The 26,097-nt window shown below is 65.3% G+C and carries 22 protein-coding genes; 12 read left to right on the top strand and 10 right to left on the bottom strand.

Annotated features, from left to right (window positions below):
• Positions 1-40: 40 nt before the first annotated feature.
• On the bottom strand, positions 41-1,240 hold the full coding sequence (locus tag BLV20_RS08325; protein WP_092299569.1) for a CaiB/BaiF CoA transferase family protein: 1,200 nt from the start codon (positions 1,238-1,240) through the stop codon (positions 41-43).
• A 148-nt stretch (positions 1,241-1,388) separates the two neighbouring features.
• Here BLV20_RS08325 and BLV20_RS08320 point away from each other — a divergent pair, with 148 nt between their 5' ends.
• The 3 genes from BLV20_RS08320 (at position 1,389) to BLV20_RS08310 (ending at position 5,586) form a co-directional block, all read left to right on the top strand.
• The gene (locus BLV20_RS08320) at positions 1,389-1,928 is read left to right on the top strand and encodes a YaeQ family protein (RefSeq protein ID WP_007923023.1); all 540 of its coding nucleotides are present in this window, start codon (positions 1,389-1,391) and stop codon (positions 1,926-1,928) included.
• Between the two features lie 63 nt (positions 1,929-1,991).
• Positions 1,992-3,701 carry a single-stranded-DNA-specific exonuclease RecJ gene (gene recJ, locus BLV20_RS08315; RefSeq protein ID WP_092299566.1) on the top strand — a complete coding sequence of 570 codons (1,710 nt, stop codon included), beginning with the start codon at positions 1,992-1,994 and terminating at the stop codon, positions 3,699-3,701.
• Between the two features lie 778 nt (positions 3,702-4,479).
• Positions 4,480-5,586 carry an NADH:flavin oxidoreductase/NADH oxidase gene (locus BLV20_RS08310; RefSeq protein ID WP_092299563.1) on the top strand — a complete coding sequence of 369 codons (1,107 nt, stop codon included), beginning with the start codon at positions 4,480-4,482 and terminating at the stop codon, positions 5,584-5,586.
• 194 nt (positions 5,587-5,780) lie between these two features.
• Here the strand turns inward: BLV20_RS08310 and BLV20_RS08305 are convergent, their stop codons facing one another.
• Positions 5,781-7,400 (bottom strand): glucan biosynthesis protein D, encoded by a 1,620-nt coding sequence (locus BLV20_RS08305; RefSeq protein ID WP_092299560.1) that lies wholly within the window; start codon positions 7,398-7,400, stop codon positions 5,781-5,783.
• Between the two features lie 186 nt (positions 7,401-7,586).
• Here BLV20_RS08305 and BLV20_RS08300 point away from each other — a divergent pair, with 186 nt between their 5' ends.
• Complete coding sequence (locus BLV20_RS08300) at positions 7,587-8,120, top strand: GNAT family N-acetyltransferase (protein ID WP_092299557.1); 534 nt, start codon at positions 7,587-7,589, stop codon at positions 8,118-8,120.
• 62 nt (positions 8,121-8,182) lie between these two features.
• On the opposite strand, the gene BLV20_RS08295 is transcribed toward BLV20_RS08300, so the two are convergent.
• A complete protein-coding gene (locus tag BLV20_RS08295) occupies positions 8,183-8,479 on the bottom strand; it encodes a hypothetical protein (protein WP_092299554.1) in 297 nt (98 codons plus the stop codon).
• 166 nt (positions 8,480-8,645) lie between these two features.
• Between BLV20_RS08295 and BLV20_RS08290 the strand changes: the two genes are divergently transcribed.
• The gene (locus tag BLV20_RS08290) at positions 8,646-9,074 is read left to right on the top strand and encodes a hypothetical protein (protein WP_256577706.1); all 429 of its coding nucleotides are present in this window, start codon (positions 8,646-8,648) and stop codon (positions 9,072-9,074) included.
• A gap of 87 nt (positions 9,075-9,161) precedes the next feature.
• On the opposite strand, the gene BLV20_RS08285 is transcribed toward BLV20_RS08290, so the two are convergent.
• From BLV20_RS08285 to BLV20_RS08255, 7 genes are all read right to left on the bottom strand, one after another.
• Positions 9,162-10,586 (bottom strand): gamma-aminobutyraldehyde dehydrogenase, encoded by a 1,425-nt coding sequence (locus BLV20_RS08285; protein ID WP_092299548.1) that lies wholly within the window; start codon positions 10,584-10,586, stop codon positions 9,162-9,164.
• Positions 10,587-10,739: 153 nt separating this feature from the next.
• Positions 10,740-11,567, bottom strand: coding sequence for an ABC transporter permease (locus BLV20_RS08280; RefSeq protein ID WP_092299545.1), 828 nt, complete (start codon positions 11,565-11,567; stop codon positions 10,740-10,742).
• Positions 11,557-12,504, bottom strand: a complete 948-nt coding sequence (locus BLV20_RS08275) for an ABC transporter permease (RefSeq protein ID WP_092299542.1) — start codon at positions 12,502-12,504, stop codon at positions 11,557-11,559. The genes BLV20_RS08280 and BLV20_RS08275 overlap by 11 nt, the downstream gene beginning before the upstream one ends.
• Before the next feature lies 1 nt (position 12,505).
• A complete protein-coding gene (locus tag BLV20_RS08270) occupies positions 12,506-13,543 on the bottom strand; it encodes an ABC transporter ATP-binding protein (RefSeq protein ID WP_092299539.1) in 1,038 nt (345 codons plus the stop codon).
• A gap of 158 nt (positions 13,544-13,701) precedes the next feature.
• On the bottom strand, positions 13,702-14,853 hold the full coding sequence (gene ydcS / locus BLV20_RS08265; protein ID WP_092299536.1) for a putative ABC transporter substrate-binding protein YdcS: 1,152 nt from the start codon (positions 14,851-14,853) through the stop codon (positions 13,702-13,704).
• 87 nt (positions 14,854-14,940) lie between these two features.
• Complete coding sequence (locus BLV20_RS08260; protein ID WP_092299534.1) at positions 14,941-16,431, bottom strand: gamma-aminobutyraldehyde dehydrogenase; 1,491 nt, start codon at positions 16,429-16,431, stop codon at positions 14,941-14,943.
• A 104-nt stretch (positions 16,432-16,535) separates the two neighbouring features.
• Positions 16,536-17,450: a LysR family transcriptional regulator gene (locus tag BLV20_RS08255; protein ID WP_092299531.1), complete on the bottom strand. Its 915-nt coding sequence runs from the start codon at positions 17,448-17,450 to the stop codon at positions 16,536-16,538.
• Between the two features lie 185 nt (positions 17,451-17,635).
• Here BLV20_RS08255 and BLV20_RS08250 point away from each other — a divergent pair, with 185 nt between their 5' ends.
• The 7 genes from BLV20_RS08250 to BLV20_RS08220 all read left to right on the top strand — a co-directional run bounded on the left by BLV20_RS08250 (position 17,636) and on the right by BLV20_RS08220 (position 26,058).
• Positions 17,636-18,361 (top strand): tellurite resistance TerB family protein, encoded by a 726-nt coding sequence (locus tag BLV20_RS08250; protein ID WP_092299528.1) that lies wholly within the window; start codon positions 17,636-17,638, stop codon positions 18,359-18,361.
• Positions 18,362-18,593: 232 nt separating this feature from the next.
• Complete coding sequence (locus BLV20_RS08245; RefSeq protein ID WP_092299525.1) at positions 18,594-20,216, top strand: methyl-accepting chemotaxis protein; 1,623 nt, start codon at positions 18,594-18,596, stop codon at positions 20,214-20,216.
• Positions 20,216-20,749: a chemotaxis protein CheW gene (locus BLV20_RS08240; protein ID WP_092299522.1), complete on the top strand. Its 534-nt coding sequence runs from the start codon at positions 20,216-20,218 to the stop codon at positions 20,747-20,749. The genes BLV20_RS08245 and BLV20_RS08240 overlap by 1 nt, the downstream gene beginning before the upstream one ends.
• Positions 20,746-22,023: a CheR family methyltransferase gene (locus tag BLV20_RS08235; RefSeq protein ID WP_092299519.1), complete on the top strand. Its 1,278-nt coding sequence runs from the start codon at positions 20,746-20,748 to the stop codon at positions 22,021-22,023. The genes BLV20_RS08240 and BLV20_RS08235 overlap by 4 nt, the downstream gene beginning before the upstream one ends.
• The gene (locus BLV20_RS08230) at positions 22,020-22,706 is read left to right on the top strand and encodes a chemotaxis protein CheW (RefSeq protein WP_092299516.1); all 687 of its coding nucleotides are present in this window, start codon (positions 22,020-22,022) and stop codon (positions 22,704-22,706) included. The genes BLV20_RS08235 and BLV20_RS08230 overlap by 4 nt, the downstream gene beginning before the upstream one ends.
• On the top strand, positions 22,703-25,048 hold the full coding sequence (locus BLV20_RS08225; protein ID WP_092299513.1) for a hybrid sensor histidine kinase/response regulator: 2,346 nt from the start codon (positions 22,703-22,705) through the stop codon (positions 25,046-25,048). The genes BLV20_RS08230 and BLV20_RS08225 overlap by 4 nt, the downstream gene beginning before the upstream one ends.
• Entirely contained in the window at positions 25,045-26,058 is a 1,014-nt protein-coding gene (locus BLV20_RS08220; protein WP_092299510.1) for a chemotaxis response regulator protein-glutamate methylesterase, read from the top strand. The genes BLV20_RS08225 and BLV20_RS08220 overlap by 4 nt, the downstream gene beginning before the upstream one ends.
• Positions 26,059-26,097 lie beyond the last annotated feature (39 nt).

Raw genomic sequence — 26,097 nt, 5'->3', positions numbered from 1 at the left:
TGTCGATAAAACATTCATTACCGCGAAATCGTGCCCGCTCCTAGATCGCGCCGGCGTTGCGCAGCGCCTGGATCTGCGAGGCGTCGTAACCCAGCTCGGCCAGCACCTGGGCATTGTGTTCGCCCAGCGCGGGGCCGACCCATTCGGCCGAACCCGGCGTGTCCGAGAGTTTCGGCACTATGCCGGGCATCTTGAACGCCTTGCCGTCCGGCAGCTTGGCCTGGAGGAACATTTCCCGGGCGAGAAACTGCGGATCGCTGAACATGTCCTCGGCGCTGAAGATACGGCTGGCGGGGACTTCTGCCTGGTTCAGCAATTCGAGCACACGCTCCAGCGGCAGCGAGTTGACCCAGCGATCGATGACCCCGTACAGCTCGTCGCGCCGGCTGTCGCGGCCGTCGTTGCTGGCCAGGGCCGGGTCGTTGGCCAGGTCGTCACGGCCGATGATCTGCATGAAGCGCTTGAAGATCGCATCGCCGTTGGCGCCGATCTGCACGTGCTTGCCATCGGCGCTAGTGTGGATGGAGGAGGGCGTGATGCCGGGCATGATGTTGCCGGTGCGTTCGCGGATGAACCCGAAGACGTCGAACTCCGGGACCATGCTTTCCATCATGGCGAAGATCGCTTCGTACAGCGCCACGTCCACCACCTGGCCCTGGCCGCCATTGACCTCGCGGTGCCGCAGCGCCATCAGGGCACCGATCACGCCCCACAGGGCGGCAATCGAATCGCCGATGGAAATGCCCGTGCGCACCGGCGGCCGGTCTTCGAAACCGGTGATGTAGCGCAGCCCGCCCATGGACTCGCCGACCGCGCCAAAACCGGGCTGGTCCTTCATCGGCCCGGTCTGGCCGAAGCCGGACAGGCGCACCATCACCAGCTTGGGGTTCAGGGCGTGCAGGGTGTCCCAGCCCAGGCCGAGTTTCTCCAGGACCCCGGGGCGGAAGTTCTCGATCAGGATGTCGGCCTCGGCCAACAGCTTTTTCAGTACTTGCAGGCCGTCCGGGTGCTTGAGGTTCAGGGTCAGGGACTTTTTATTGCGCGCCTGGACGAACCACCACAGCGACGTGCCTTCGTACAGCTTGCGCCACTTGCGCAACGGGTCGCCGCCATCCGGCGATTCGACCTTGATGACCTCGGCGCCGAATTCGGCGCAGATGCGCGAGGCGAACGGGCCGGCGATCAGGGTGCCGAGTTCGACGACTTTCAGCCCGGCAAGGGGTTTGGCAGTAAGCGGCATGGCGGATCCTGTAGGACAGAGACTGGGCGGTAGAGCGTTTTAACATAGGCCGGCGCTCCCTCGCCAAAGGATGATGGTGCGCGATTCGTGGATTGGCCCATGCATCGGTTAGACTTGCCGCCTTTCCTCGTATCAAGAAGCCCCGTCCATGGCCCAGCCGTCTACCACCTACAAGTTTGAATTGAACCTGACTGACCTCGATCGCGGGGTGTATGAAAGCGTCAAGCAAACCATCGCCCGCCATCCGTCGGAAACCGAAGAGCGCATGACCGTGCGTCTGCTGGCCTACGCCCTTTGGTACAACGAGCACCTGTCGTTCGGTCGTGGCCTGTCGGAAGTGGATGAGCCGGCCCTGTGGGAAAAGAGCCTGGACGACCGCGTGCTGCACTGGATCGAAGTCGGCCAGCCGGACGCCGAGCGCCTGACCTGGTGCTCGCGCCGTACCGAGCGCACCAGCCTGCTGGCCTACGGCAGCCTGCGCGTGTGGCAGACCCGCGTAGTGGACGCGGTGAAAAACCTGAAGAACCTCAATATCGCCGGCGTGCCCCAGGACGTCCTGGAAGTCCTCGCCAAGGACATGCCGCGCGTTATCAAGTGGGACGTGATGATCAGCGAAGGCACGATCTTCGTCACCGACGATCGCGGCCAGCACGAAGTCCAGCTGGAATGGCTGTTGGGCGAACGCTGAGTTCGCCGCGCTGCGCGCTGTTTTGCCGTATCCCCCGTATCGAAGAGAAGCCTCTGCCGCCCCATGCGTATCGAACCTCGTGAGTTGCCCGCTACCCTGCCGTTTCTCGGCGATCTGCCACCCCTGCTGACCCGCCTGTACGCCGCCCGTGGCGTGCAGTCCGAGGCCGAGCTGGACAAGAGCCTGGCGCGGCTGATCCCGTTTCAGCAGCTCAAGGGCATCGAGGCGGCGGTCGACTTGCTGGTGATCGCCCTGGAGCAGCGCGAGCGCATCCTGATCGTCGGCGACTTCGATGCCGACGGCGCCACCGCCAGCACCGTGGGGCTGCTCGGCCTGCGCCTGCTGGGCGCGGCCCACGTCGATTACCTGGTGCCGAATCGTTTCGAGTATGGCTACGGCCTGACCCCGGAGATCGTTGCCGTGGCCCTGGAGCGCAAGCCCCAGCTGCTGATTACCGTGGACAACGGCATCTCCAGCGTCGAGGGCGTGGCGGCGGCCAAGGCGGCCGGGCTGAAAGTGCTGGTCACCGACCACCACTTGCCCGGCCACGAGTTGCCGGCGGCCGACGCCATCGTCAACCCGAACCAGCCCGGCTGCGAGTTTCCGAGCAAGGCGCTGGCCGGGGTCGGGGTGATCTTCTACGTGCTGATGGCGTTGCGCGCCCGGTTGCGCAGCCTTGGCCGGTACGAAACCCAGCCACAGCCGAACATCGGCGAGCTGCTGGACCTGGTGGCGCTGGGCAGCGTCGCCGACGTGGTGCCGCTGGACGCCAACAACCGCATCCTGGTGCACCAGGGCCTGGAGCGGATTCGCGCCGGGCGCGCGCGACCGGGCATCAAGGCAATCCTCGAAGTGGCCAAGCGCGAGGCTTCGCGCATCACGTCCACCGACCTGGGGTTCATCCTTGGCCCACGGCTGAATGCCGCCGGCCGCCTGGACGATATGAGCCTGGGCATCGAATGCCTGCTCAGCCACGACATGGCCCAGGCGCGGGAAATGGCCAGCCAGCTGGATGAGCTGAACCAGGACCGCAAATCCATCGAGCAGGGCATGCAGCGCGAGGCCCTGGCCCAGCTCAAGGACTTGCCGGTGGAATCGATGCCGTTCGGCCTGTGCCTGTTCGAACCCGACTGGCACCAGGGCGTGATCGGGATTCTCGCCTCGCGGATGAAAGAGCGCTACCACCGGCCGACCATCGCCTTTGCCGACGCCGGCGAAGGCATGCTCAAAGGTTCGGCGCGCTCGGTGCCGGGCTTTCATATCCGCGATGCCCTGGACGCGGTGGCGGCCAGGCACCCGGACCTGATCAGCAAGTTCGGCGGTCACGCCATGGCCGCCGGCCTGTCGCTGCCGGAGCAGAATTTCCCGGCCTTCGCCGAGGCCTTCGATGTCGAGGTGCGGCGCCAGCTGCGCGAGGAAGACCTGACCGGGCGCCTGTTGTCGGACGGCACCCTGGCGGTGGAAGAGTTCCACCTCGAACTGGCCCGCGCCCTGCGCCATGCCGGGCCCTGGGGCCAGCATTTTCCCGAGCCGTTGTTCCATGGCGTGTTCCAGCTGGTGGAGCAGCGCGTGGTCGGCGAGCGGCACCTCAAGGTGGTGCTGCGCAGCGAATGCGGCTCGGTGAAGCTCGATGGCATCGCCTTCGGCATCGACCGCGACATCTGGCCGAACCCGACCATCCGCTGGGTGGAGCTGGCCTACAAGCTGGACCTCAACGAGTTCCGCGGCCAGGAAACGGTGCAACTGATGATCGCCCATATCGAACCGCGCTGACGCCTTCGCGGGCAAGCCTCGCTCCTACGCAAGGCGGGTGCTGCTTTTGTAGGAGCCAGGCTTGCCGGCGAAGAAGGCGCCGCGGAGTGTCAGGCCGGACGCTTTCGCGGGCAAGCCTCGCTCCTACGGACGGTGGGTGCTGCTTCTGTAGGAGCCAGGCTTGCCGGCGAAGAGGACGCCGCGGTGTACCTGGCCGGACGCCTTCGCGGGCAAGCCTCGCTCCTACGGACGGTGGGCGTTGCTTTTGTAGGAGCCAGGCTTGCCGGCGAAGAAGGCGCCGCGGTGTACCTGGCCGGACGCCTTCGCGGGCAAGCCTCGCTCCTACGAATGGTGGCGCTGCTTCTGTAGGAGCCAGGCTTGCCGGCGAAGAAAGCGCCGCGGTGTACCTGGTCGGACGCCTTCGCGGGCAAGCCTCGCTCCTACGGACGGTGGACGTTGCTTTGTAGGAGCCAGGCTTGCCGGCGAAGAAGACGCCGCGGTGTACCTGGCCAGACGCTTTCGCGGGCAAGCCTCGCTCCTACGGACTGCGGGTGCTGCTTCTGTAGGAGCCAGGCTTGCCGGCGAAGAAGACGCCGCGGTGGATCAGGCCAGGCGCTGACAAAGTGTGTCGGAACCCTGCTGGTCGCGCCGTTGTCGACTAGGCTCTAAGCACTGCTTGATTGGCCTTGTGACGTCTTTGTCCTTTTTCTCCCGCGGGGGCGGGCGCTGTTCCTTTCCAGTCACTCGTCGACTTTTCAAACAGAACCCTGGAGCCTGACCACTGATCGAGAGGTGCCCCATGAGTCTGCTGCTTGAGCCCTATACCCTTCGTCAATTGACCTTACTCAACCGCATCGCGGTATCGCCCATGTGCCAGTACTCCAGCGTAGATGGACTGGCCAATGACTGGCACCTGGTGCACCTCGGCAGCCGTGCCGTGGGCGGCGCCGGACTGATTTTTACCGAGGCCACGGCGGTCACCGCCGACGGGCGCATCACCGCCCAGGACCTCGGCCTGTGGAACGACGAACAGATCGCACCCTTGCAACGCATCACCCGGTTCATCGCCGCCCAGGGCGCGGTCGCCGGTATCCAGCTGGCTCATGCCGGGCGCAAGGCCAGCACCCATCGGCCATGGCTGGGCAAGCATGGCAGCGTCAAGCCCGAGGACGGTGGCTGGGTTCCGGTCGGCCCCTCGCCGATCGCCTTCGACCCGCAACATACGCCGCCGACCCAGCTCGACGAAGGGCAGATCGCCGCCATCGTCCAGGCCTTCGTCGACTCGGCCAAACGTGCCCTCATCGCCGGTTTCAAAGTGGTCGAGGTGCATGCCGCCCATGGCTACCTGTTGCATCAATTTCTGTCGCCGCTGAGCAATCAGCGCCGTGACCAGTACGGCGGTTCCTTCGATAACCGCATTCGCCTGGTGCTGCAGGTGAGCGAGGCGGTGCGGGCGGTCTGGCCGGAAGAATTGCCGTTGTTCGTCCGGGTGTCGGCCACCGACTGGGTGGAGGACGGCTGGAACCCGGATGAAACCGTCGAGCTGGCATGCCGCCTGAAAGCCCTGGGCGTGGACCTGATCGACGTCTCGTCGGGCGGTACCGCGGTCAATGCCGAGATCCCCACCGGCCCGGGCTATCAGACCCGTTTTGCCGAACGGGTGCGCAAGGAGTCGGGAATCGCCACCGGCACCGTGGGCATGATCACCGAGCCAGCCCAGGCCGAGCACATTCTGCGCACCTGCCAGGCCGACATCATCTTCCTTGCCCGGGAGCTGCTGCGCGACCCGTACTGGCCGCTGCATGCCGACGACGACCTGAGCGGGCACAAGGCGATCTGGCCGGCGCAGTACCAGCGCGCGACCCATCGCGACCAGCCGATTCACGAGTCGGATCTGCGCGAGTGAGCTGAGCGGGGGCATAAAAAAACCGGCCTGTGAGGGCCGGTTTTTTTTTTGCTGGCGGGCAACCTGTAGCCGCTGCCGCAGGCTGCGATCGACCGGGAACCGGTCGCAAATCAGGCGACGCGGATCGACTGAAGAGCCTGGGTCCGCTGCGCGGCCCATCGCAGCCTGCGGCAGCGGCTACAGATAGTGCTGCATCAGCTGTACTTGCGCTTGTCCGGTGCCGGCGGGAAGTACTGGTACAGCCAGGTTTCGCTCAGGGTGCGATCGTTGCTGCGGATAAACAGCCGCAGTTCCACCGGGTCGACGCTGTCGTTGGTCGGGTACCAGTCGAACAGCACGCGATAGCCCTGGATCTCGTCCAGCTTGAGCACGTGGAAATCCTTGACCTGGCCGTTCGACGCGGTGACCACCGGCTCGATGCCGGTGCCTTCCGGTAACCGTTCCAGGCCGCCGCCGTTGAAGTCCACGGCAAAGCGCCGGGCCCAGACCGGCGGGTAATGCTCGCCCGGAGCCCAGCCTTCGACGAAGCCGCCCATGCCCGAACGGGTGGCGTTGACCCGCGCCAGCGGCGTGCCTACCGGCGGCAGGGCACTCCAGTACAGTTTGTAGCCGTAGTTCAGCGAGTCGCCGGCAGCCAGCGGCTTTTTCGGGGTCCAGAAGGCCACGATGTTGTCCAGGGTCTCGCCGGTGGTCGGGATCTCCAGCAGGTCGACCGAGCCTTCGCCCCAGGCAGTGGTCGGCTCGACCCACAGGCTCGGGCGCCGGCTGTACCAGTCCACGGTGTCCTGGTAGTTGGCGAACTCGTGGTCGGTCTGCACCAGGCCGAAACCTTTCGGGTCCTTGTCGGCGAAGGCGTTGAACTGCAGGGTCGCCGGGTTGTTCAGCGGGCGGCAGATCCACTCGCCGTTGCCGCGCCACATGGCCAGGCGGTCCGAGTCGTGGATCTGCGGATGGATGGTGTCGCACATGCGCCGCTCATGGGTGCCGCAGCTGAACATGCTGGTCATCGGCGCAATGCCCAGCTGCTCGATGGCGGTGCGGGCGTTGACGTGTGCATCGACGTCCATCACCACGCGCTCGGCCTGGCAATCGATGTCGAAGCGGTAGGCGCCGGTGGCGCTCGGCGAGTCGAGCAGGGCATAGACCACGAAGCGGGTGCTGTCCTTGCCCGGGGTCTCGAACCAGAACTTGGTGAAGTCGGGGAACTCTTCGCGCTTCTTGGCGTAGGTGTCGATCGCCAGGCCGCGTGCCGACAGGCCGTACTGGCCGGTCTTGTCCACTGCGCGGAAATAGCTGGCGCCGAGGAAGGACACCACGTCGTGCTTGTCCAGTTCCGGCGCCTTGAACAGCTTGAAGCCGGCAAAGCCCAGGTCGCCCTTGAGCTGCGCGGTATCGACGCTGGTGTTCTGGTAGTTGAACAGCGAGGGGCGGAAATGCACTTCCCGCGCCTGGCGGGTCTTGGCGTCGACGCTGTACATGCGCACCGGCTGCTTGAAGCCCATGCCGACGTGGAAGAACTGCACGTCCAGCTGGCCGTTCAGTTCCTTCCACAGCGAATGGTTGCCGTCGTAGCGGATCGCGTTGAAGTTCTGCGGGGTCATGGTCGCCAGGGTCGGCGGCAGCACCTGCTTGGTGTTCACGTATGGCTTGCCGGCCAATTGCTTGGCCTGGGCCTTGAGAATCTCGAAATCGAAGGCTTGCGCTTCGCCGTCGGCGGCGCCAGCCCAGGCCCGGGTGGCCAACAGACCTGTGGCCGACAGGCCGGTGTAGGCTGCCAGCGCCATGGATGCTTTCAGTAGATGCCTGCGATGCATAAGTGAACCTTGTCAGGAGATCCCGAGCCTTCCTGGCTGCGCTGGATCGGAAATGGAGGTTCGGTCATGCCTTCGGCCAAACACAACGGACTTTTAACAACTGGCGGATAGAATAATCGGTTCGCCCGAGGCACAAAATGCCCAACTATCGATACGTAAAACCACGGATGGCTTGAGGAACCCCCCATGCTCGATGAACGTCTTCTGACCTCGCGGGACATCCCGCTGTTCAAACTTATTGACCGCGCGGAACTGATCGAGGCGTTCTACCGCCTGCAGGACGGGCAACTGCTGGGTTATCCCCGGCGCGAGGTGGTGAGCGGCTGGCCGCCTGGCGAGGCCGAGCATGACGCGCTGCTCTTGCAGGCGTGTGAACAGCGTGGCGGCTGGCTGTATGGGGTGTTCGACGAACATCGGCTGGTGGCCGCCGCGGTGGTCGATTGCCTGGTGATCCACAACGCCGGCCTGCGGCTGCGGCAACTGAAGTTCCTGCATGTCAGCCGGGCGTATCGCGGGCGCGGCCTGGGCCAGCGGCTGTTCGGCCTGGCCGCCGAACAGGCGCAGCGCATGGGCGGCGAAGGCCTGTATGTCTCGGCCACGCCGTCGCGCAACACCGTGGACTTCTACCGCCGCCTGGGCTGCGAGCTGTTGCCGGCCCCCGATCCAGAGCTGTATCGCCTGGAGCCCGAGGACATCCATCTGTACCTCAGGTTGCCCTGATTTTCAGCGGGTTGGCACCAGGTCGGCGGGTTGGATGAACGGCATCAGTGATTCGTGGGCTCCTACTGACTCAATGACATCAACCACGGCACGGCATACAGCACCAGCACGCACCCCAGCCACAGGCCCAGCCAGCGATAGTGGGTTGGCATGCCGCAGGCGTGCCAGCCTTTGGCGGCGGCGTATACCAGGGTGATCTGGATCAGCACCAGGGACAGGACGCCGGAGGGAACCGCCACCGCCGAGACAAAGGGCGCGGCGACGGCGCGGGTCAGTACCAGGCCCAGTTGCAGGGCGGCGAACGGCAGTACCAGCCAGACGGCCACTTGCAGCATCAGGCTGACGATTTGCGAGGGCATGGGCGCATCCTTGCAGCCGAAGAGGTTTCAGCGCCGCGGGCTGGGGAGCCAGGTGCTGTGTGGCGGCGGATGGTGCCGCAACTTGATCGGCTTGGCCAGACCTCGTTCAATAGCCGCCTTTCAAGGAGATCGGGCAAATGAATTGCAGTTTTTCGGCGGGCGCACGATGAAGTACAGGAAGACCCTGACGGTGCTGGTTTTGCTGCTGTTCGCCTGCGCGCTGGTGTTCGTCTGCGCGTTGAACACCGTGCTCGAGCGCAAGCCCTATTCGAGCACCAGCCCTTCCGGCCGTTACCTGCTGCAGCATGCCTCGGCCGGTGGCCTGCTGGTGCCCTTCGGCGGCCAGGGCTACTTGCAAATCATCGACCTCAAGGAGCCGCAGCGGGTCTATCGCACACCCTTGATCAAAGACTGGTCGCTGGACCTGCGCATGTTCGAGGACGATAACAGCATCAGCATCTTTGGCCTGGAGTTCATCAAGGCCACCAAGACCTACATCATTCAGTGGCCGGACTGGAAGCACCACTGGCTCGATAAGTTCATCAGCAACACGCCCTACGAGTTCTGTGCTGAAACCGATGGCAATTGCTATTAGCCGGGCAGGCGGGGGGCCATTGGTTCGCGGGCAAGCCTCGCTCCTACGGGACAGGTTCGTAGGAGCGAGGCTTGCCCGCGATAAAGGTCAGTGCTTGAACATCACATGGCGCACGACGGTGTAGTCCTCCAGCCCGTACAGGGACATGTCCTTGCCATAGCCGGAGAGTTTCTGCCCGCCGTGGGGCATTTCGCTGACCAGCATGAAGTGCGTATTGACCCAGGTGCAGCCGTATTGCAGGCGCGCCGAGAGGCGGTGGGCGCGGCCGACATCGGCGGTCCACACCGAGGACGCCAGGCCGTACTCCGAGTCGTTGGCCCAGCCCAGGACCTGGGCCTCGTCGGTAAAGCGGGTGACCGAGACCACCGGGCCGAACACTTCGCGGCGGACGATTTCGTCGTCTTGCCGGGCGTCGGCCAGCACCGTCGGTTCGAAGAAGAAGCCGTTGCCGTCCACCGCCTTGCCGCCAGTGACCAGGCGGATATGCGGCTGGGCGATGGCGCGCTCGACGAACCCGGCCACGCGGTCGCGGTGCTGGGCGCTGATCAGTGGGCCCAGTTCGGTGTCCGGGTCGCCTTGCAGGCCGTGCTTGATGCTGGCGACCGCCGCGCCGAGTTTCTCGACGAAGCGCTCGTAGATGCCGTCCTGGGCATAGATGCGGCAGGCGGCGGTGCAGTCCTGGCCGGCGTTGTAGAAACCAAAGGTACGGATGCCTTCCACCGCGGCGTCTATGTCGGCGTCGTCGAAAATGATCACCGGCGCCTTGCCGCCCAGCTCCATGTGCATGCGTTTGACGCTGTCGGCGGTGCTGGAAATGATGTTCGAGCCGGTGGCGATGGAGCCGGTGAGCGAGACCATGCGCACCTTCGGATGGGTCACCAGCGGCTGGCCCACCGTGGCGCCACGGCCGAACACCAGGTTCAGCACGCCGGCGGGAAAGATCGCCGCCGCCAGCTCGCCCAGGCGCAGGGCGGTCAGCGGGGTCTGTTCCGAGGGCTTGAGCACCACGGTATTGCCGGCGGCCAGGGCCGGGGCGATTTTCCAGGCGACCATCATCAGTGGGTAGTTCCACGGCGCGATGGAGGCGATCACCCCCACCGGGTCGCGACGGATCATCGAGGTGTGTCCCGGCAGGTATTCGCCGCCGGCCGAACCGCTGAGGCAACGGCTGGCGCCGGCGAAGAAGCGGAACACGTCGGCAATCGCCGGGATCTCGTCGTTCAGGGCCGCGCTCAGCGGCTTGCCGCAGTTGTCCGACTCCAGCTTGGCCAGCTCCTCGCCGTGGGCTTCGATGCTGTCGGCCAGCTTGAGCAGCAATAGCGAGCGTTCTTTCGGCACGGTTTGCGACCAGCTTTCGAAGGCGTTGTCGGCGGCGCGCACCGCGGCATCGACCTGGGCCGGGCTGGCCTCGTTGATTTCCACCAGCACGCGGCCCAATGCCGGGTTGAATACCGCCTGGGCAGGGCCTTCGCCGCCGACCAGTTGGCCGTTGATCAAGAGTTTGGTCTGCATGGTCATCTCCTCTTCGAATCTATGGTTTTCAACGAGCCACCGTAGGAGCGAGGCTTGCCCGCGAATTCGCGGGGTCTGCCAACGTCAATGTTGAAGGTTGCGGCCTCTTCGCGGGCAAGCCTCGCTCCTACAGACCCGGGTTCCAAGGCGGCTTTATTTGCCGCCGCTGCCCGCCACGCTTTCGCCGCCGCGGGTCAGGTAATAGGCGCCGAGGATCGGCAGCATGGTCACCAGCATCACCAGCATGGCGACGACGTTGGTCACCGGTACGTCCCGCGGCCGGCTGAGCTGGTTGAGCAGCCACAGCGGCAGGGTGCGCTCATGGCCGGCGGTGAAGGTGGTGACGATGATTTCGTCGAACGACAGGGCGAACGCCAGCATGCCGCCGGCCAGCAACGCAGAGCCGAGGTTCGGCAGGATGATGTAGCGGAAGGTCTGCCAGCCGTCGGCCCCTAGATCCATCGAGGCTTCGATCAGGCTGTGGGAGGTGCGGCGCAGGCGGGCGATCACGTTGTTGTAGACGATCACCACGCAGAAGGTCGCGTGGCCGACGACGATGGTGAACATCCCCGGCTCGATCCCCAGCGTCTTGAAAGTCGCCAGCAGGGCGATGCCGGTAATGATCCCCGGCAGGGCGATGGGCAGGATCAACATCAGCGAAATCCCCTGCTTGCCGAAGAAGTCCCGTCGGTACAGCGCCGCCGAGGCCAGGGTGCCGAGGACCAGGGCGATCAGGGTGGCGATGGCGGCGATCTGCAGCGACAGCTTGATGGCTTCGAGCACGTCGGGGCGGGCGAAGGCCACGCTGAACCACTTCAGGGTGAAGCCCTGGGGCGGAAAGCTGAAGGCTGCGTCTTCGGTGTTGAAGGCGTAGAGGAAGATGATCAGGATCGGGAAGTGCAGGAACAGCAGCCCGCCCCACGCGGCGATGCGCAGGCCCAACGAGGCGTGTTCTCCATGCTTGGCTGAGTCAGAGCGCATCGAAGGCCCCCAGGCGTTTGACGATGGACAGGTAAATGGCGATCAGCACGATCGGCACCAGGGTGAAGGCGGCGGCCATCGGCATGTTGCCGATCGCCCCTTGCTGGGCGTAGACCATGCTGCCGACGAAGTAGCCGGGCGGGCCCACCAGCTGCGGCACGATGAAATCTCCCAGGGTCAGGGAGAAGGTGAAGATCGAGCCGGCGGCGATGCCCGGCACCGACAGCGGCAGGATCACCTGCATGAAAGTCTGGCGCGGCTTGGCGCCGAGGTCGGCGGAGGCTTGCAGCAAGGACGGCGGCAGGCGTTCCAGGGAGGCCTGGACCGGCAGGATCATGAACGGCAGCCAGATATAGACGAACACCATGAAGCGGCCCAGGTGCGAAGTCGACAAGGTGCTGCCGCCGATGCCGGGAATCCCCAGCACGAACTGCAACAGCGGCTCCAGCCCCAGCTGCTGGACGAACCATTGGGCGACGCCGCCCTTGGCCAGCAGGAGGGTCCAGGCGTAGGCCTTGACGATATAGCTGGCCCACATCGGCAGCATCACCGCGATATAGAAGAACGCCTTGGTTTTGCCGCTGGTGTAGCGCGCCATGTAGTAGGCGATGGGGAAGGCGATCACGGCGCTGGCGAGCGATACGGCGATGGCCATGCCCAGGGTGCGCAGGATGATGTCGAAGTTCGACGGCTGGAACAGCGCGGCGAAGTTGGCCAGGGTCAGGTCCGGAGTGACCGCCATGGTGAAGTCGTCGAAGGTGTAGAAGCCCTGCCAGAGCAGGGTCAGCAGCGAGCCCAGGTAGACCGCGCCGAACCAGAGCAGCGGCGGCACCAGCAGCAGCGACAGGTACAGGTTCGGCCGGCGGTACAGCAGGTTGGAAAAACGCCGCAGCGGCGAGCCGCCGGGGCTGGAGGAGGTGAGTGCCAGGGTGTTCATGTCACACCCCGCTCGCCACGGTGTCGGCCAGCGGGATCATCGCGGCGCGGGCCCAGCGCGCGCTGAGGCGTTGTCCGGCCTGGTGCTGGGCGCCGCTGTCCAGCCATTGGTCGTTGGCCTGGCTGATGCTGAGGGTCTGGCCGTTGTCCAGTCGCAACTCGTAGCGGGTGGCGCTGCCCTGGTACTGGATATCGTGCAGCAGGCCGCTGACTTCGATCTCGTGGCTGGGCAGCGGGCCCTCGGCGAAACGCACGTGTTCCGGGCGGATCGAGAAGGGCCGTTGGCTGCCGCTCAGTTGTTCGGCCAGGGCGCCGCGAATCACGTTGGAGGTGCCGACGAACTCGGCGACGAAGACGGTGGCCGGTTTCATGTACAGGTTGCGCGGGCTGTCGACCTGTTCGATGCGGCCGTTGTTGAACACCGCCACGCGGTCGGACATCGACAGGGCTTCGGTCTGGTCGTGGGTGACGAAGATGAAGGTGATGCCGAGCTGGCGCTGGAGTTTCTTCAGCTCGCCCTGCATCTGCTCGCGCAGCTTCAGGTCCAGCGCGCCCAGCGGTTCGTCCAGCAGCAGGACCCGCGGCCGGTTGACCAGCGCCCGGGCCAGGGCCACGCGCTGGCGCTGGCCGCCGGACAGCTGCACCGGCTTGCGCTCGCCGTAGCCTTGCAGGGCGACCATGGCCAGGGCTTCCTCGGCGCGCTTGAAGCGCTCGGCCTTGGCGACGCCTTTGACTTTCAGGCCGTAGGCCACGTTGTCGCGCACGTTCATGTGGGGGAACAGCGCGTAGTCCTGGAACACGGTGTTGACGTCGCGTTGGTAGGGCGGCAAGCCAGCGGCTTCGGCGCCGTGGATGCGGATCGAGCCGGCGCTCGGCTGTTCGAAGCCGGCGATCAGGCGCAGGCAGGTGGTCTTGCCCGAACCGGAGGGGCCGAGCATGGAAAAGAACTCGCCGTCCTGGATATCGATGGACACCCGGTCAACGGCCTTCACCTCGCCGAACTGCCGGGAAACATGGGTGAACTGGACTGCAAGCGTCATGGTGCGGTGCTCCGGGAAAGCGCGGAATCAGGTTGGGCGAAGAGTGCAGGAACCTGTAGCCGCTGCCGAAGGCTGCGATCGACCCCGAAGGGGGCGCAGGATCTTGAGATCGCTGAAGGCCTTCGGCCTTATCGCAGCCTGCGGCAGCGGCTACAGGGTTATCTGCCGCCCATGATTGCGATGTAGTCCTGGGTCCAGCGGCTGTACGGCACGAACTTGCCGCCCTCGGCCTGCGGGGTTTTCCAGAAGGCGATCTTGTCGAACTGATCGAAGCCGTTGGTCTTGCAGCCGTCGGCGCCCAGCAGCTGGTTTTCCTGGCAGGCCGCGGGAACGGCTGGCAGCGAGCCGAACCAGGCGGCCACGTCGCCCTGGACTTTCGGCGTCAGCGACCAATCCATCCACTTGTAGGCACAGTTGGGGTGCTTGGCCTCGCTGTGCAGCATGGTGGTGTCGGCCCAGCCGGTGGCGCCTTCCTTGGGAATGGTCGAGGCGATCGGCTGTTTCTCGTTGACCAGGCCGTTGACCTGATACGGCCAGGAGCTGGCGGCGACCACGCCTTCGTTCTTGAAGTCGCTCATCTGCACCGTGGTGTCGTGCCAGTAGCGGTGGATCAGCGGCTGCTGGGCACGCAGCAGGTCGAGTACCGCCTTGTATTGGGCCTCGGTCAGCTCATAAGGGTTGTGGATCCCCAGTTCCGGTTTTGCGCTCTTGAGGTACAGCGCGGCGTCGGCGATGTAGATCGGCCCGTCGTAGGCTTGCACGCGGCCTTTGTTGGGCTTGCCGTCCGGCAGGGTCTGGGCCTCGAACAGCACGCTCCAGCTGGTCGGTGGCTGCTTGAAGACGTTGGTGTTGTACATCAGCACGTTCGGGCCCCATTGGTAGGGCGTGCCGTAGGTCTGGTTGGCGACCACGTACCAGGGCGCGTCCTTGAGGCGCGGGTCGAGGTTTTTCCAGTTGGGAATCAGCGCCGTGTTGATCGGCTGCACCCGCTTGCCGGCGATCAGCCGCAGGGAGGCGTCGCCGGACGCGGTGACCAGGTCGTAGCCGCCCTTGGCCATCAGGCTGACCATCTCGTCGGAGGTGCCGGCGGTCTTGACGTTGACCTTGCAACCGGTCGCCTTCTCGAAACCGGTCACCCAGTCGTAATTCTTGTCGCTTTCGCCACGTTCGATGTAGCCGGGCCAGGCCACGATATCCAGCAGGCCTTCGCCGGCACCGACGGCCTTGAGCGGTTCGGCGGCCTGCAAGCTGGCGCTGGCCAGCAAGGCGGTGGTGATTGCACTGAGCAGTGCGGTCTTGTGCACGAACATGGGGAAACCCTCTTTTTCAAATTATGGTCGGGGCAGTTGTGAACGTGGTGGAGCGCGCCCTAAGGGCTTGTTATCAGCTTAGTGCCGTTATTCCAGGTCATTGCCGTGGCGCGCCATGATGTGCCGCACCACGCTGTAGTCCTGCAGCGAATCGCTGGACAAATCCTTGCCGTAGCCGGAGCGTTTCAGGCCGCCGTGGGGCATTTCGCTGACCAGCATGAAATGGCTGTTGATCCAGGTGCAGCCGTATTGCAGGCGGGCCGCCACCTGCATGGCCTTGTCCAGGTTGCGCGTCCAGACCGACGAGGCCAGGCCGTATTCCGAGTCGTTGGCCCAGTCCACCGCCTGCGCCAGTTCGTCGAAGCGGGTGACGGTGACCACCGGGCCGAACACTTCGCGCTGGACGATTTCATCCTGCTGCCGGCAGCAGGCCAGCAGGGTCGGCTGGTAATAGAAGCCGGCGCCGGAATGCACCGCCGCGCCGGTCACCCGTTCGATATGCGGCTGGCCCAGGGCGCGTTCGACGAAACTGGCCACGCGGTCGCGCTGGCGGGTGCTGATCAGCGGGCCGATCTCGTTGTCGGCATCGCGTTTGCCGGCAAAGCGCAGGCTGCTCACGGCGGCGCCCAGCTCGGCCACCAGGCGGTCGTGGATCCCGCCCTGGGCGTAGATCCGGCAGGCCGCGGTGCAGTCCTGGCCGGCGTTGTAGTAGCCGTAATTGCGCACGCCCTCGACCACCGCCTGCAGGTCGGCGTCGTTGCAGACGATCACCGGGGCCTTGCCGCCCAGCTCCAGGTGCGTGCGTTTCAAGGTTTTCGAGGCGGCCTGGAGGATCTTCTGCCCGGTGACGATATCGCCGGTCAGCGACACCATCCGCACCTTGGGGTGGCTCACCAAGTGGCTGCCCACGCCTTCGCCGCCACCGCAGATGATGTTCAGCACGCCGCGTGGCAGCAGCTCGGCCAGGGTCGGCGCCAGGGCCAGGATCGACAGCGGGGTGTGCTCCGAGGGCTTGAACACCAGGGTGTTGCCGGCGGCCAGGGCCGGGGCGATCTTCCAGGCGGCCATCATGATCGGGTAGTTCCATGGCGCGATGGAGGCCACCACGCCGATCGGGTCGCGCCGCACCATGCTGGTGTAGCCGGGCAGGTATTCGCCGGCGAGCTGGCCGGTCTGGCAACGCACCGCGCCGGCAAAAAAGCGGAACACGTCGACGGTGGCGCTGAGGTCGTCCTGGCGCGCCAGGTGCAGCGGCTTGCCGCAGTTCAGCGATTCCAGGCGAGCCAGGTGGTCGGCTTGCTTTTCTATGGCATCGGCAATCGCCAGCAGGAGGTTCGAACGTTGCTGCGGCGTGGTGCGCGACCAGTCGGTGAAGGCGCGATGGGCGGCGAGGATCGCGGCTTCCACCTGCTCGGTGCTGGCCTCGGCGATCTGCGTCAGCACCGCGCCGGTGGCCGGGTTGAGGATCGGCTCGACAAGCCCCTGGCCTGCGACCAGTTCGCCATCGATCAACAAAGCGGTGGACAACGGAGTCTGCGTGCCAGCCATGTTCCGGGTTCTCTTTTGTTGTATGGCCATGCTGCTCCCCTGCGCGGAGGCCCCGGCCTTCTCTGGACGGATGGACAGAGACTAGTGGTGGGACCGGTGCTCGACAAATATCAAATACTGAATGCGCCGTTCGATTAAATAGATGGCTTGCGCCCGCCGTGGGGCTGCTCGCGGGCCACGGTCAGGAACGGGTCCACCAGCGCCGGGCGCGCCGTGCCGCGGCGCCAGGCCAGGCCGACATCGAGGGTCTGGTTGAGGTCGGCGATGGGCCGGGCTTCGATGATGTCGCCTTCCAGCGACCAGGGCCGGTAGGTCATGTCCGGCTGGATCGACACCCCGAGCCCGGCCGCCACCAGGCTGCGCACCGCCTCGGTGGACGCGGTGCGCAAGGTGATGCGCGGTTGCAGCCCGGCGCCGGACCACAGGCGCTGGGCGTTGCGGTCCATTTCATCGACGTTGAGCTGGATCAGCGGCTCGCGGGCGACGTCCGCCAGGCTGATGCTGTCGTGTTCCAGCAGCGCATGCTGGGCGGGTAGCCACAGGCGGTGAGGGGAGTGGGTCAGCACTTCGGTCTGCAGGGCGTGGCGATCCTCGAGGTTGGAGAGGATCAGCACGCCGACATCGATCTCGCCGCTGACCAGCAAATGCTCGATGTACGGCCGTTCGTCCTCCATCACGCGGATCGCCACATTGGGATAGGCGCGCTGGAAACGCGTGAGCAAGTCAGCCAGGTAATAGCCGGCGACCAGGCTGGTCACGCCGACGATCAACTGGCCGGCCACCTGGTCGGTGCTCTGTTGCAGGCTGCGCTTGGCATTGTCGACCGTGGCCAGGATCAGGTGCGCCTGGCGCAGGAACTGATGGCCCTGGTGGGTCAGGATCATGCCCTTGGCATGGCGGTTGAACAGGCTGACGCCGATTTCCTGCTCGAGCTGCTGGATCGCCAGGGTCAGGGTCGACTGGGAAATGAACACCGCCTGGGCGGCGGCCGAGATCGAGCCGGTCTCGGCCACGGCGATGAAATGACGGATCTGGCGCAGGGTCATCATGGGCAGTCACCGGGCGGTTTTATCGATTTTTTCGAGTGTATATCTTTTTAATCGAAGGGCCGGCCAGGTATCTGGCGAGCCGCCGAAGCAACATCTGGAAGCACACTCGAGCCCAGCGGCACGGCACTTCGATCTAGGCTGGTGGCCTTATTGATTCGATCAACTCAAGTTTCTGGAGGCTCTGAATGAACACCCGTGGATTGCTCGATCAATTGCTCAAATCTGGCCAGGAGCTGTTGCAGAACAAGGCCGGGACGCAGCAGAACAAGGCGTCCGGAACCGACAAGGGCGCGCTGGGCGGGTTGCTTGGCGGCAGTTCCGGCGGGCTGGGCAGCCTGTTGTCCGGTGCCGGCGGCGGGGCTTTGGCCGCCGGCGCCATGGGCTTGCTGCTGGGCAATAAAAAAGCCCGCAAGTTCGGCGGCAAGGCACTGACCTACGGCGGCCTGGCGGCGTTGGGCGTGATTGCCTACAAGGCCTACGGCAACTGGCAGGCGCAGCAGGCCGGTGCGCCGAAAAGCGAGCCGCAGACCCTCGACCGCCTGCCTGCGCAGCAGGTCGAACAACATAGCCAGGCGATCCTCAAGGCGCTGGTGGCGGCAGCCAAGGCCGATGGCCATATCGACGAGCGCGAGCGTGCGCTGATCGAAGGCGAATTCACCCGGCTGGACAACGATCAGGAGTTGCAGCACTGGTTGCACGCCGAGCTCAACAAACCGCTGGACCCGGCGGATGTCGCGCGGGCCGCCGGCACTCCGGAAATGGCCGCGGAAATGTACGTCGCCAGCGTGATGCTGGTGGACGAGGAAAACTTCATGGAGAAGGCATACCTGGATGAACTGTCGCGCCAGCTCAAGCTGGAGCCCGGGTTGAAACTCGAACTGGAAAAACAGGTTCGCCAGGCCAGCCTTTGACCTCGATCGGGCGCGCAGCGGAGAAAATCCCGTGCGCCTTTTTTGATGGCTGAAATGCCCTCTGCTTCTGCTGGATCATCACTGGCGGCACGCGACTCGCCTGACGGAAAGTAGCGCTCCAGAGCGGACCCCGCTTTTCGCTCTGAGTGAGACGTGGTGCGCAACACGCTGATTATTGATGGCACGCCCTCGGCTATACTCCCCACCATTTGAATGGCCCCGAGGACTGACTGTGAAGAACTGGACGTTGCGCCAACGCATTTTGGCGAGCTTTGCGGTGATTATCACCATCATGCTGCTGATGGTCGTAGCCTCGTATTCCCGCTTGTTGAAGATCGAGGCCGGCGAAGACCGCATGCGCTCCGATGCCATTCCCGGGGTCTATTTCAGTTCGATGGTTCGCGGCGCCTGGGTCGACAGTTACCTGCATACCCAGGAGATTATCGGCCTGAAGGAAGGCCAGGGCCTCAGCGCCCAGGACGCGGCGGATTTCAAGAACTTCGAGCAGCGTCTGCTGGAACACCTGAACAGCTATAAAACCACCATCACCACCCGCCAGGACCAGAGCGAATTCGAGGCGTTCGAGAAACAGCACCAGGAATTCATCAAGATCCAGGCCGCGGTCCTCGACCTGCATGTGCGCAACGAAGAAGACGAAGCGGTGCGCATGTTCAACGAACAGCTGACCCCGACCTGGATGGCCGGTCGGACAAAACTCAACGACATCATCGACGAGAACAAAGAGGTGGCCGATTCGGCCGCCTTGCAGATCGACAATGCGGTGGCCGCAGCCAAAGTCACCATGGGCGTTTCCCTGCTGGTGGCGGTGCTGGCGGCGGGCCTGTGCGGCCTGTTGCTGATGCGCGCGATCATGGCGCCGATGAACCGTATCGTGAAGATCCTCGACGTCATGCGCACGGGCGACCTGACCAGCCGCCTGAACCTGGACCGCAAGGATGAATTCGGCGCCGTGGAAACCGGCTTCAACGACATGATGACCGAGCTCAATTCCCTGGTGTCCCAGGCGCAGCGCTCCTCGGTCCAGGTCACCACGTCGGTCACCGAGATCGCCGCCACCTCCAAGCAGCAGCAGGCGACCGCCACCGAAACCGCGGCAACCACCACCGAGATCGGCGCCACTTCCCGGGAAATCGCCGCCACTTCCCGGGACCTGGTGCGCACCATGACCGAAGTGTCCACCGCCGCCGACCAGGCTTCGGTGCTGGCCGGTTCCGGCCAGCAAGGCCTGGCGCGGATGGAAGACACCATGCATTCGGTGATGGGCGCGGCCGACCTGGTCAACGCCAAGCTGGCGATCCTCAATGAGAAGGCCGGCAACATCAACCAGGTGGTGGTGACCATCGTCAAGGTCGCCGACCAGACCAACCTGTTGTCGCTCAACGCCGCGATCGAGGCCGAGAAAGCCGGCGAATACGGCCGCGGTTTCGCCGTGGTGGCCACCGAGGTGCGGCGCCTGGCGGACCAGACCGCGGTCGCCACCTACGACATCGAGCAAATGGTCCGCGAGATCCAGTCGGCGGTCTCGGCCGGGGTCATGGGCATGGACAAGTTCTCCGAAGAAGTACGCCGCGGCATGGCCGAGGTGCAGCAGGTCGGCGAGCAGCTGTCGCAGATCATCCACCAGGTCCAGGCCCTGGCGCCGCGGGTGTTGATGGTCAACGAAGGCATGCAGGCCCAGGCCACCGGCGCCGAGCAGATCAACCACGCCCTGGTGCAGCTGGGCGATGCCAGCAGCCAGACCGTCGAGTCGCTGCGCCAGGCCAGTTTCGCCATCGATGAACTGAGCCAGGTGGCGGTGGGGCTGCGTAGCGGCGTCTCGCGTTTCAAAGTCTGATGAGCGAGTTCGCAGCGAAACGCGGCGCAGGAGCGGCCACCCAGGATGCGCTGTTCCTGGTGTTCCGCATTGGCGCCGAACGCTATGCCTTGCAGGCCGTCGAGGTGGCCGAAGTATTGCCGCGCCTGCAGCTCAAGCCGATTCCCCGGGCGCCGTCCTGGGTCGCCGGGGTGTTTGCCCATCGCGGCGCGGTGGTGCCGGTGCTCGACCTCAGCGCCCTGACGTTCGGCGAGCCGGCCCAGGAGCGCACCAGCACCCGCCTGGTGCTGGTCCATTACCGCCCGCAGGCGCAGCCGGCGCGGTTGCTCGGGCTGATCCTCGAGCAGGCCACCGATACCCTGCGGTGCAACCCGCAGGACTTCAAGGCTTATGGCCTGGATAACCGCAACGCGCCGTACCTGGGGCCGGTCTATGAAGACGCCCAAGGCCTGCTGCAGTGGGTGCGGGTCGACGATCTGCTGGATGCCGAGGTGCGCGCGCTGCTGTTTCCCTCGCCGCCGCTGGACCTTTCGTTGCTCGGGGAATCGTCATGAGCAGCGACCAGCGATTTTTCGACTTTCTCAAGGAGCGCATCGGCCTCGACGTGGCGTCGGTGGGGCCGGCGATCATCGAGCGCGCGGTGCGCCAGCGCAGCCTCGCCCAGCAGGCGCTCAGCGCCGACCATTACTGGCAGACCCTGCAAGGCTCGCGGGAGGAACAACAGGCCCTGATCGAGGCGGTGATAGTTCCGGAAACCTGGTTTTTCCGCTACCCGGAATCCTTCGCGACCCTGGCCAAGCTCGCCCTTTCGCGGCTTGCCGAACTCAAGGGCATGCGTGCCTTGCGCATCCTCAGCCTGCCGTGCTCCACCGGCGAAGAGCCGTATTCAATCGCCATGGCCTTGTTCGATGCCGGGCTTGCGCCTCATCAATTCAAGGTCGATGGCTTTGATGTCAGCCCGCTGTCGGTCGAGCGGGCCAGGCAGGCGGTGTACGGCAAGAATTCCTTTCGCGGCCAGCACAGTGATTTTCGCGAGCGGCATTTCACCGCCGAAGACGAACGCTACAGCCTCAGCGAGCGGGTGCGCGAGCAGGTGCGCCTGCAGGTCGGCAACCTGCTGGACCCAACCTTGCTGGCCAATGAGCCGCCCTACGATTTTGTCTTCTGTCGCAACCTGCTGATCTATTTCGACCAGCCGACCCAGCGCCAGGTATTTGAAGTGCTCAAGCGCCTGACCCATGTCGACGGCGTGCTGTTCATCGGCCCGGCCGAGGGCAGCCTGCTGGGCCGCCTGGGCATGCGTTCGATCGGCATTGCCCAGTCCTTTGCCTTCAGCCGGCATAACGAGCCGGAACCCGCGCCCGCGCCGGCTTTCGTCCCCAGTGCATTGCCGCTGCGCCAGCCGGTGCGCAGCATCGCGCCGCCCGTGCGCAGCCGGCCGTTCAGCAGTGCCGTGGCGAACCCGAACCCGAATCTGGCCCCGGCCAGGCCGGCCAGCGACGCCGCGACCCTGCTGGCCCATATCGCGGCCCTGGCCAACGAGGGCAAAAGCGCCGACGCCCGGGCCGCTTGCGAGCAGTATCTGGACAGCCATGAGCCGGTGGCCCAGGTGTTTTACTGGCTGGGACTGCTCAGCGACGTGGCGGGCAGTGCCCTGCAAGCCCAGGGGTTCTATCGCAAGGCCCTGTACCTGGACCCGCAGCATGCCGAAGCCTTGGTGCACCTGGCCGCCTTGCTGGCGTCCCAGGGCGATGTCGCCGGTGCCCGTCGATTGCAGGAGCGTGCGGCCCGCAGCGGCCGTGCGGCAGACAGTGAGCGTAAATCATGAGCGGCTCTGTTTCGTTGAACGTGACCCACGAAGATGCGCAAGCCATCGACGATTGCTGGAACCGTATCGGTATCCACGGCGACAAGAGTTGCCCGTTGCTGGCCGGGCATGTGCATTGCCGCAATTGTTCGGTGTATTCCGCCGCGGCCACCCGCCTGCTCGACCGCTATGCGTTGCAGCAGGAACACCATGACCAGGTAACGGCGGTCGAGGCCGATACGGATGTCGTCACCCGTTCGTTGTTGATGTTTCGCCTGGGCGAGGAATGGCTGGGCATCGCCACACGCTGCCTGGTGGAGGTGGCGCCGCTGCAGCCGATCCATTCCTTGCCGCACCAGCGCTCGCGGGCCTTGCTGGGCGTGGCGAACGTGCGGGGCGCGCTGGTGGCCTGCCTGTCGCTGGTGGAACTGCTGGGGCTGGACACCACCAGCGCGGTCGTCACAGGCGCGCGGGTCATGCCGCGCATGCTGATCATCGCCGCCCAGGGCGGCCCGGTGGTGGTGCCGGTGGACGAGGTGGAGGGCATCCATGCCATCGACGAGCGCACCCTGGACGCCGCCGCGGTCTCCAGCCAGCAGGCCAGTGCCAAGTACACCCGTGGCGTCCTGCAATGGCGGGGCCGCAGCCTGCGTTGGCTGGATGAAGAGCAGTTGCTGTCTGCCGTGACCCGGAGCCTGACATGACCCCCGATCAAATGCGCGACGCCTCGCTGCTCGAACTCTTCAGCCTGGAGGCCGAGGCCCAGACCCAGGTGCTCAGTGCCGGCCTGCTGGCGCTGGAGCGCAACCCGACCCAGGCCGACCAGCTGGAAGCCTGCATGCGCGCCGCCCACTCGCTCAAGGGCGCGGCGCGGATCGTCGGGGTCGACGCCGGGGTCAGCGTGGCCCATGTGATGGAGGATTGCCTGGTCAGCGCCCAGGAAGGGCGGCTGTACCTGCGTCCCGAGCATATCGATGCGCTGCTGCAGGGCACCGATATGCTGATGCGCATCGCCACGCCGGGCAGCAGCCAGGTCGATGAGCAGGACATCGTGGCCTACGTGGCGCTCATGGAGCAGTTGATCGATTCGACCGGCGCGCCGACGGCGGGCCTGGTCCTGCCCCGGGTCGAGCCGAGCCTGCCGCCGATGGCCGAGCTGCAACTGCCGGCGCCGCTGGTCGAGCCCGAACCCGTGCCGCCGGTCCCGCCGTTCGAAATGCCGCAAGAGGCATTGCAGGAAGCGCTGCACGAGGCGCCCGCGGCGATGGCGCAGAAGGGCAAGAAGCTCGCCGAGGGCGGCGAACGGGTGTTGCGGGTCACGGCCGAACGCCTGAACAGCCTGCTCGACCTGTCGAGCAAGTCGCTGGTGGAAACCCAGCGCCTGAAGCCTTACCTGGCGACCCTGCAGCGCCTCAAGCGCATGCAGAGCAACGGCTTGCGCGCCCTGGAAAACCTCAACGGGCATCTCAAGGAACAGGTGCTGGGCCTGGAAGCCCTCGAGGCCCTGGAAGATGCGCGGCGCCTGCTGGCTGAATCCCAGCAATTGCTGGCCGAGAAAACCGCCGAGCTGGATGAGTTCGGCTGGCAAGCCAGCCAGCGCGCACAGGTGCTCTACGACACCGCGCTGGCCTGTCGCATGCGGCCCTTCGCCGACGTGCTGGTGGGCCAGGTGCGGATGGTTCGCGACCTGGGGCGCAGCCTGGGCAAGCAGGTCCGCCTGGAAGTCGAGGGCGAGAAGACCCAGGTCGATCGCGACGTGCTGGAAAAACTCGAGGCGCCGCTGACCCACCTGCTGCGCAACGCGGTCGACCATGGCATCGAAACCCCCGAGCAGCGGCGGCTGGCGGGCAAGCCGGCCGAGGGCCTGATTCGCCTGCGCGCTTCCCACCAGGCCGGGCTGCTGGTGTTGGAGCTGAGCGATGACGGCAACGGTGTCGACCTGGAGCGGGTACGCCAGAGCATTGTCGAGCGCCAGCTGTCCCCGGCCGAGACCGCCGCCCAGTTGAGCGAAGAAGAACTGCTGACTTTCCTGTTCCTGCCGGGCTTCAGCCTGCGCGACAAGGTCACCGAAGTTTCCGGGCGCGGCGTCGGCCTGGACGCGGTGCAGCACATGGTGCGCCAACTGCGCGGCGCGGTGCAGTTGGAACAGGTGGCGGGGCAGGGCAGTCGTTTCCACCTCGAGGTGCCGCTGACCCTGTCGGTGGTGCGCAGCCTGGTGGTGGAGGTCGGCGAAGAGGCCTATGCCTTCCCGCTGGCGCATATCGAGCGCATGTGCGACCTGGAGCCCGACGATATTGTCCAGCTGGAAGGGCGCCAGCATTTCTGGCACGAAGGCCGCCATGTCGGCCTGGTCGCGGCCAGCCAGCTGCTGCAACGTCCGGCGGGGCAGAGCAGTGAGTCCACGCTCAAGGTGGTGGTGATTCGCGAGCGCGACGCGGTCTACGGCGTGGCGGTCGAGCGTTTTATCGGCGAGCGGACCCTGGTGGTGCTGCCGCTGGACGATCGCCTGGGCAAGGTCCAGGACATTTCCGCCGGCGCCTTGCTCGATGACGGCTCGGTGGTGCTGATCGTCGACGTCGAGGACATGCTGCGTTCGGTGGACAAGCTGCTCAATACCGGCCGCCTGGAGCGCATCGCCCGGCACAACCGCCATCAGGCCGAGACGGCGCGCAAGCGCATCCTGGTGGTCGATGACTCGCTCACCGTGCGTGAGCTGCAACGCAAGCTTTTGCTCAACCGTGGTTATGACGTAGCGGTCGCCGTCGACGGCATGGATGGCTGGAACGCCTTGCGTTCGGAAGACTTCGACCTGCTGATCACCGACATCGATATGCCCCGAATGGATGGGATTGAATTGGTCACACTTCTGCGCCGTGACAATCGCCTGCAATCGTTGCCGGTGATGGTGGTTTCCTACAAGGATCGCGAAGAGGACCGGCGCCGTGGACTGGATGCCGGGGCCGACTATTATCTAGCCAAAGCCAGTTTCCATGACGACGCCCTGCTGGATGCGGTGGTGGAGCTGATTGGAGGAGCTCGGGCATGAAAATCGCGATCGTCAACGACATGCCCATGGCCGTCGAGGCCCTGCGCCGGGCCCTGGCCTTCGAGCCCGCGCACGAGGTGGTGTGGGTCGCGACCAATGGCGCCGAGGCGGTCGAATACTGCGCGCAGCTGACGCCCGACCTGATCCTGATGGACTTGATCATGCCGGTGATGGACGGGGTGGAGGCGACCCGCAGGATCATGGCCGAAACCCCCTGCGCCATCGTGATCGTCACGGTGGACCGCCAGCAGAACGTGCACCGGGTCTTCGAGGCCATGGGGCATGGCGCGCTGGATGTGGTCGACACCCCCGCGCTCGGGGCAGGCAATGCACAGGAAGCGGCCGCGCCTTTGCTGCGCAAGATCCTCAATATTGGCTGGCTGATCGGCCAGCAGCGCGGCAACCGGGTGCGTTCGGCGCCGGTGCCGATGCGCACCATGGCGCAGCGCCAGGGCCTGGTGGCGATCGGTTCGTCCGCCGGTGGGCCGGCGGCGCTGGAGGTGCTGCTCAAGGGGTTGCCCGCCCATTTCCCGGCCGCCATCGTGCTGGTGCAGCACGTCGACCAGGTGTTCGCCGCGGGCATGGCCGAATGGCTCAGCAGCGCCTCCGGGCTGAAGGTGCGCCTGGCCCGCGAAGGCGAGCCACCGCAGAGCGGCACGGTGCTGCTGGCGGGGACCAACCACCATATCCGGCTGTTGAAGAACGGCACCCTGGCGTACACCGCCGAGCCGGTAAACGAGATCTATCGGCCATCGATCGATGTGTTTTTTGAAAGTGTCGCCAATTACTGGAACGGCGATGCGGTCGGCGTACTGCTGACGGGCATGGGTCGCGACGGCGCCCAGGGCCTGAAACTGATGCGCGATCAGGGTTACCTGACCATCGCCCAGGACCAGAGTAGTAGCGCGGTGTACGGCATGCCCAAGGCGGCCGCTGCCATCGACGCTGCCGTAGAGATTCGCCCACTGGACAAGATCGCTCCACGATTGCTGGAGATATTTGCCAAATGACTGACAAACGCAGCTGTCCTGGCCAGGTAGCAACTCAGG

Source organism: Pseudomonas sp. NFIX28 (assembly GCF_900107395.1).
In the GTDB taxonomy this organism is placed as follows: domain Bacteria; phylum Pseudomonadota; class Gammaproteobacteria; order Pseudomonadales; family Pseudomonadaceae; genus Aquipseudomonas.
Note: the sequence above shows the minus strand (reverse complement) of the source record. Positions and strands in the feature narration are given on the sequence as shown.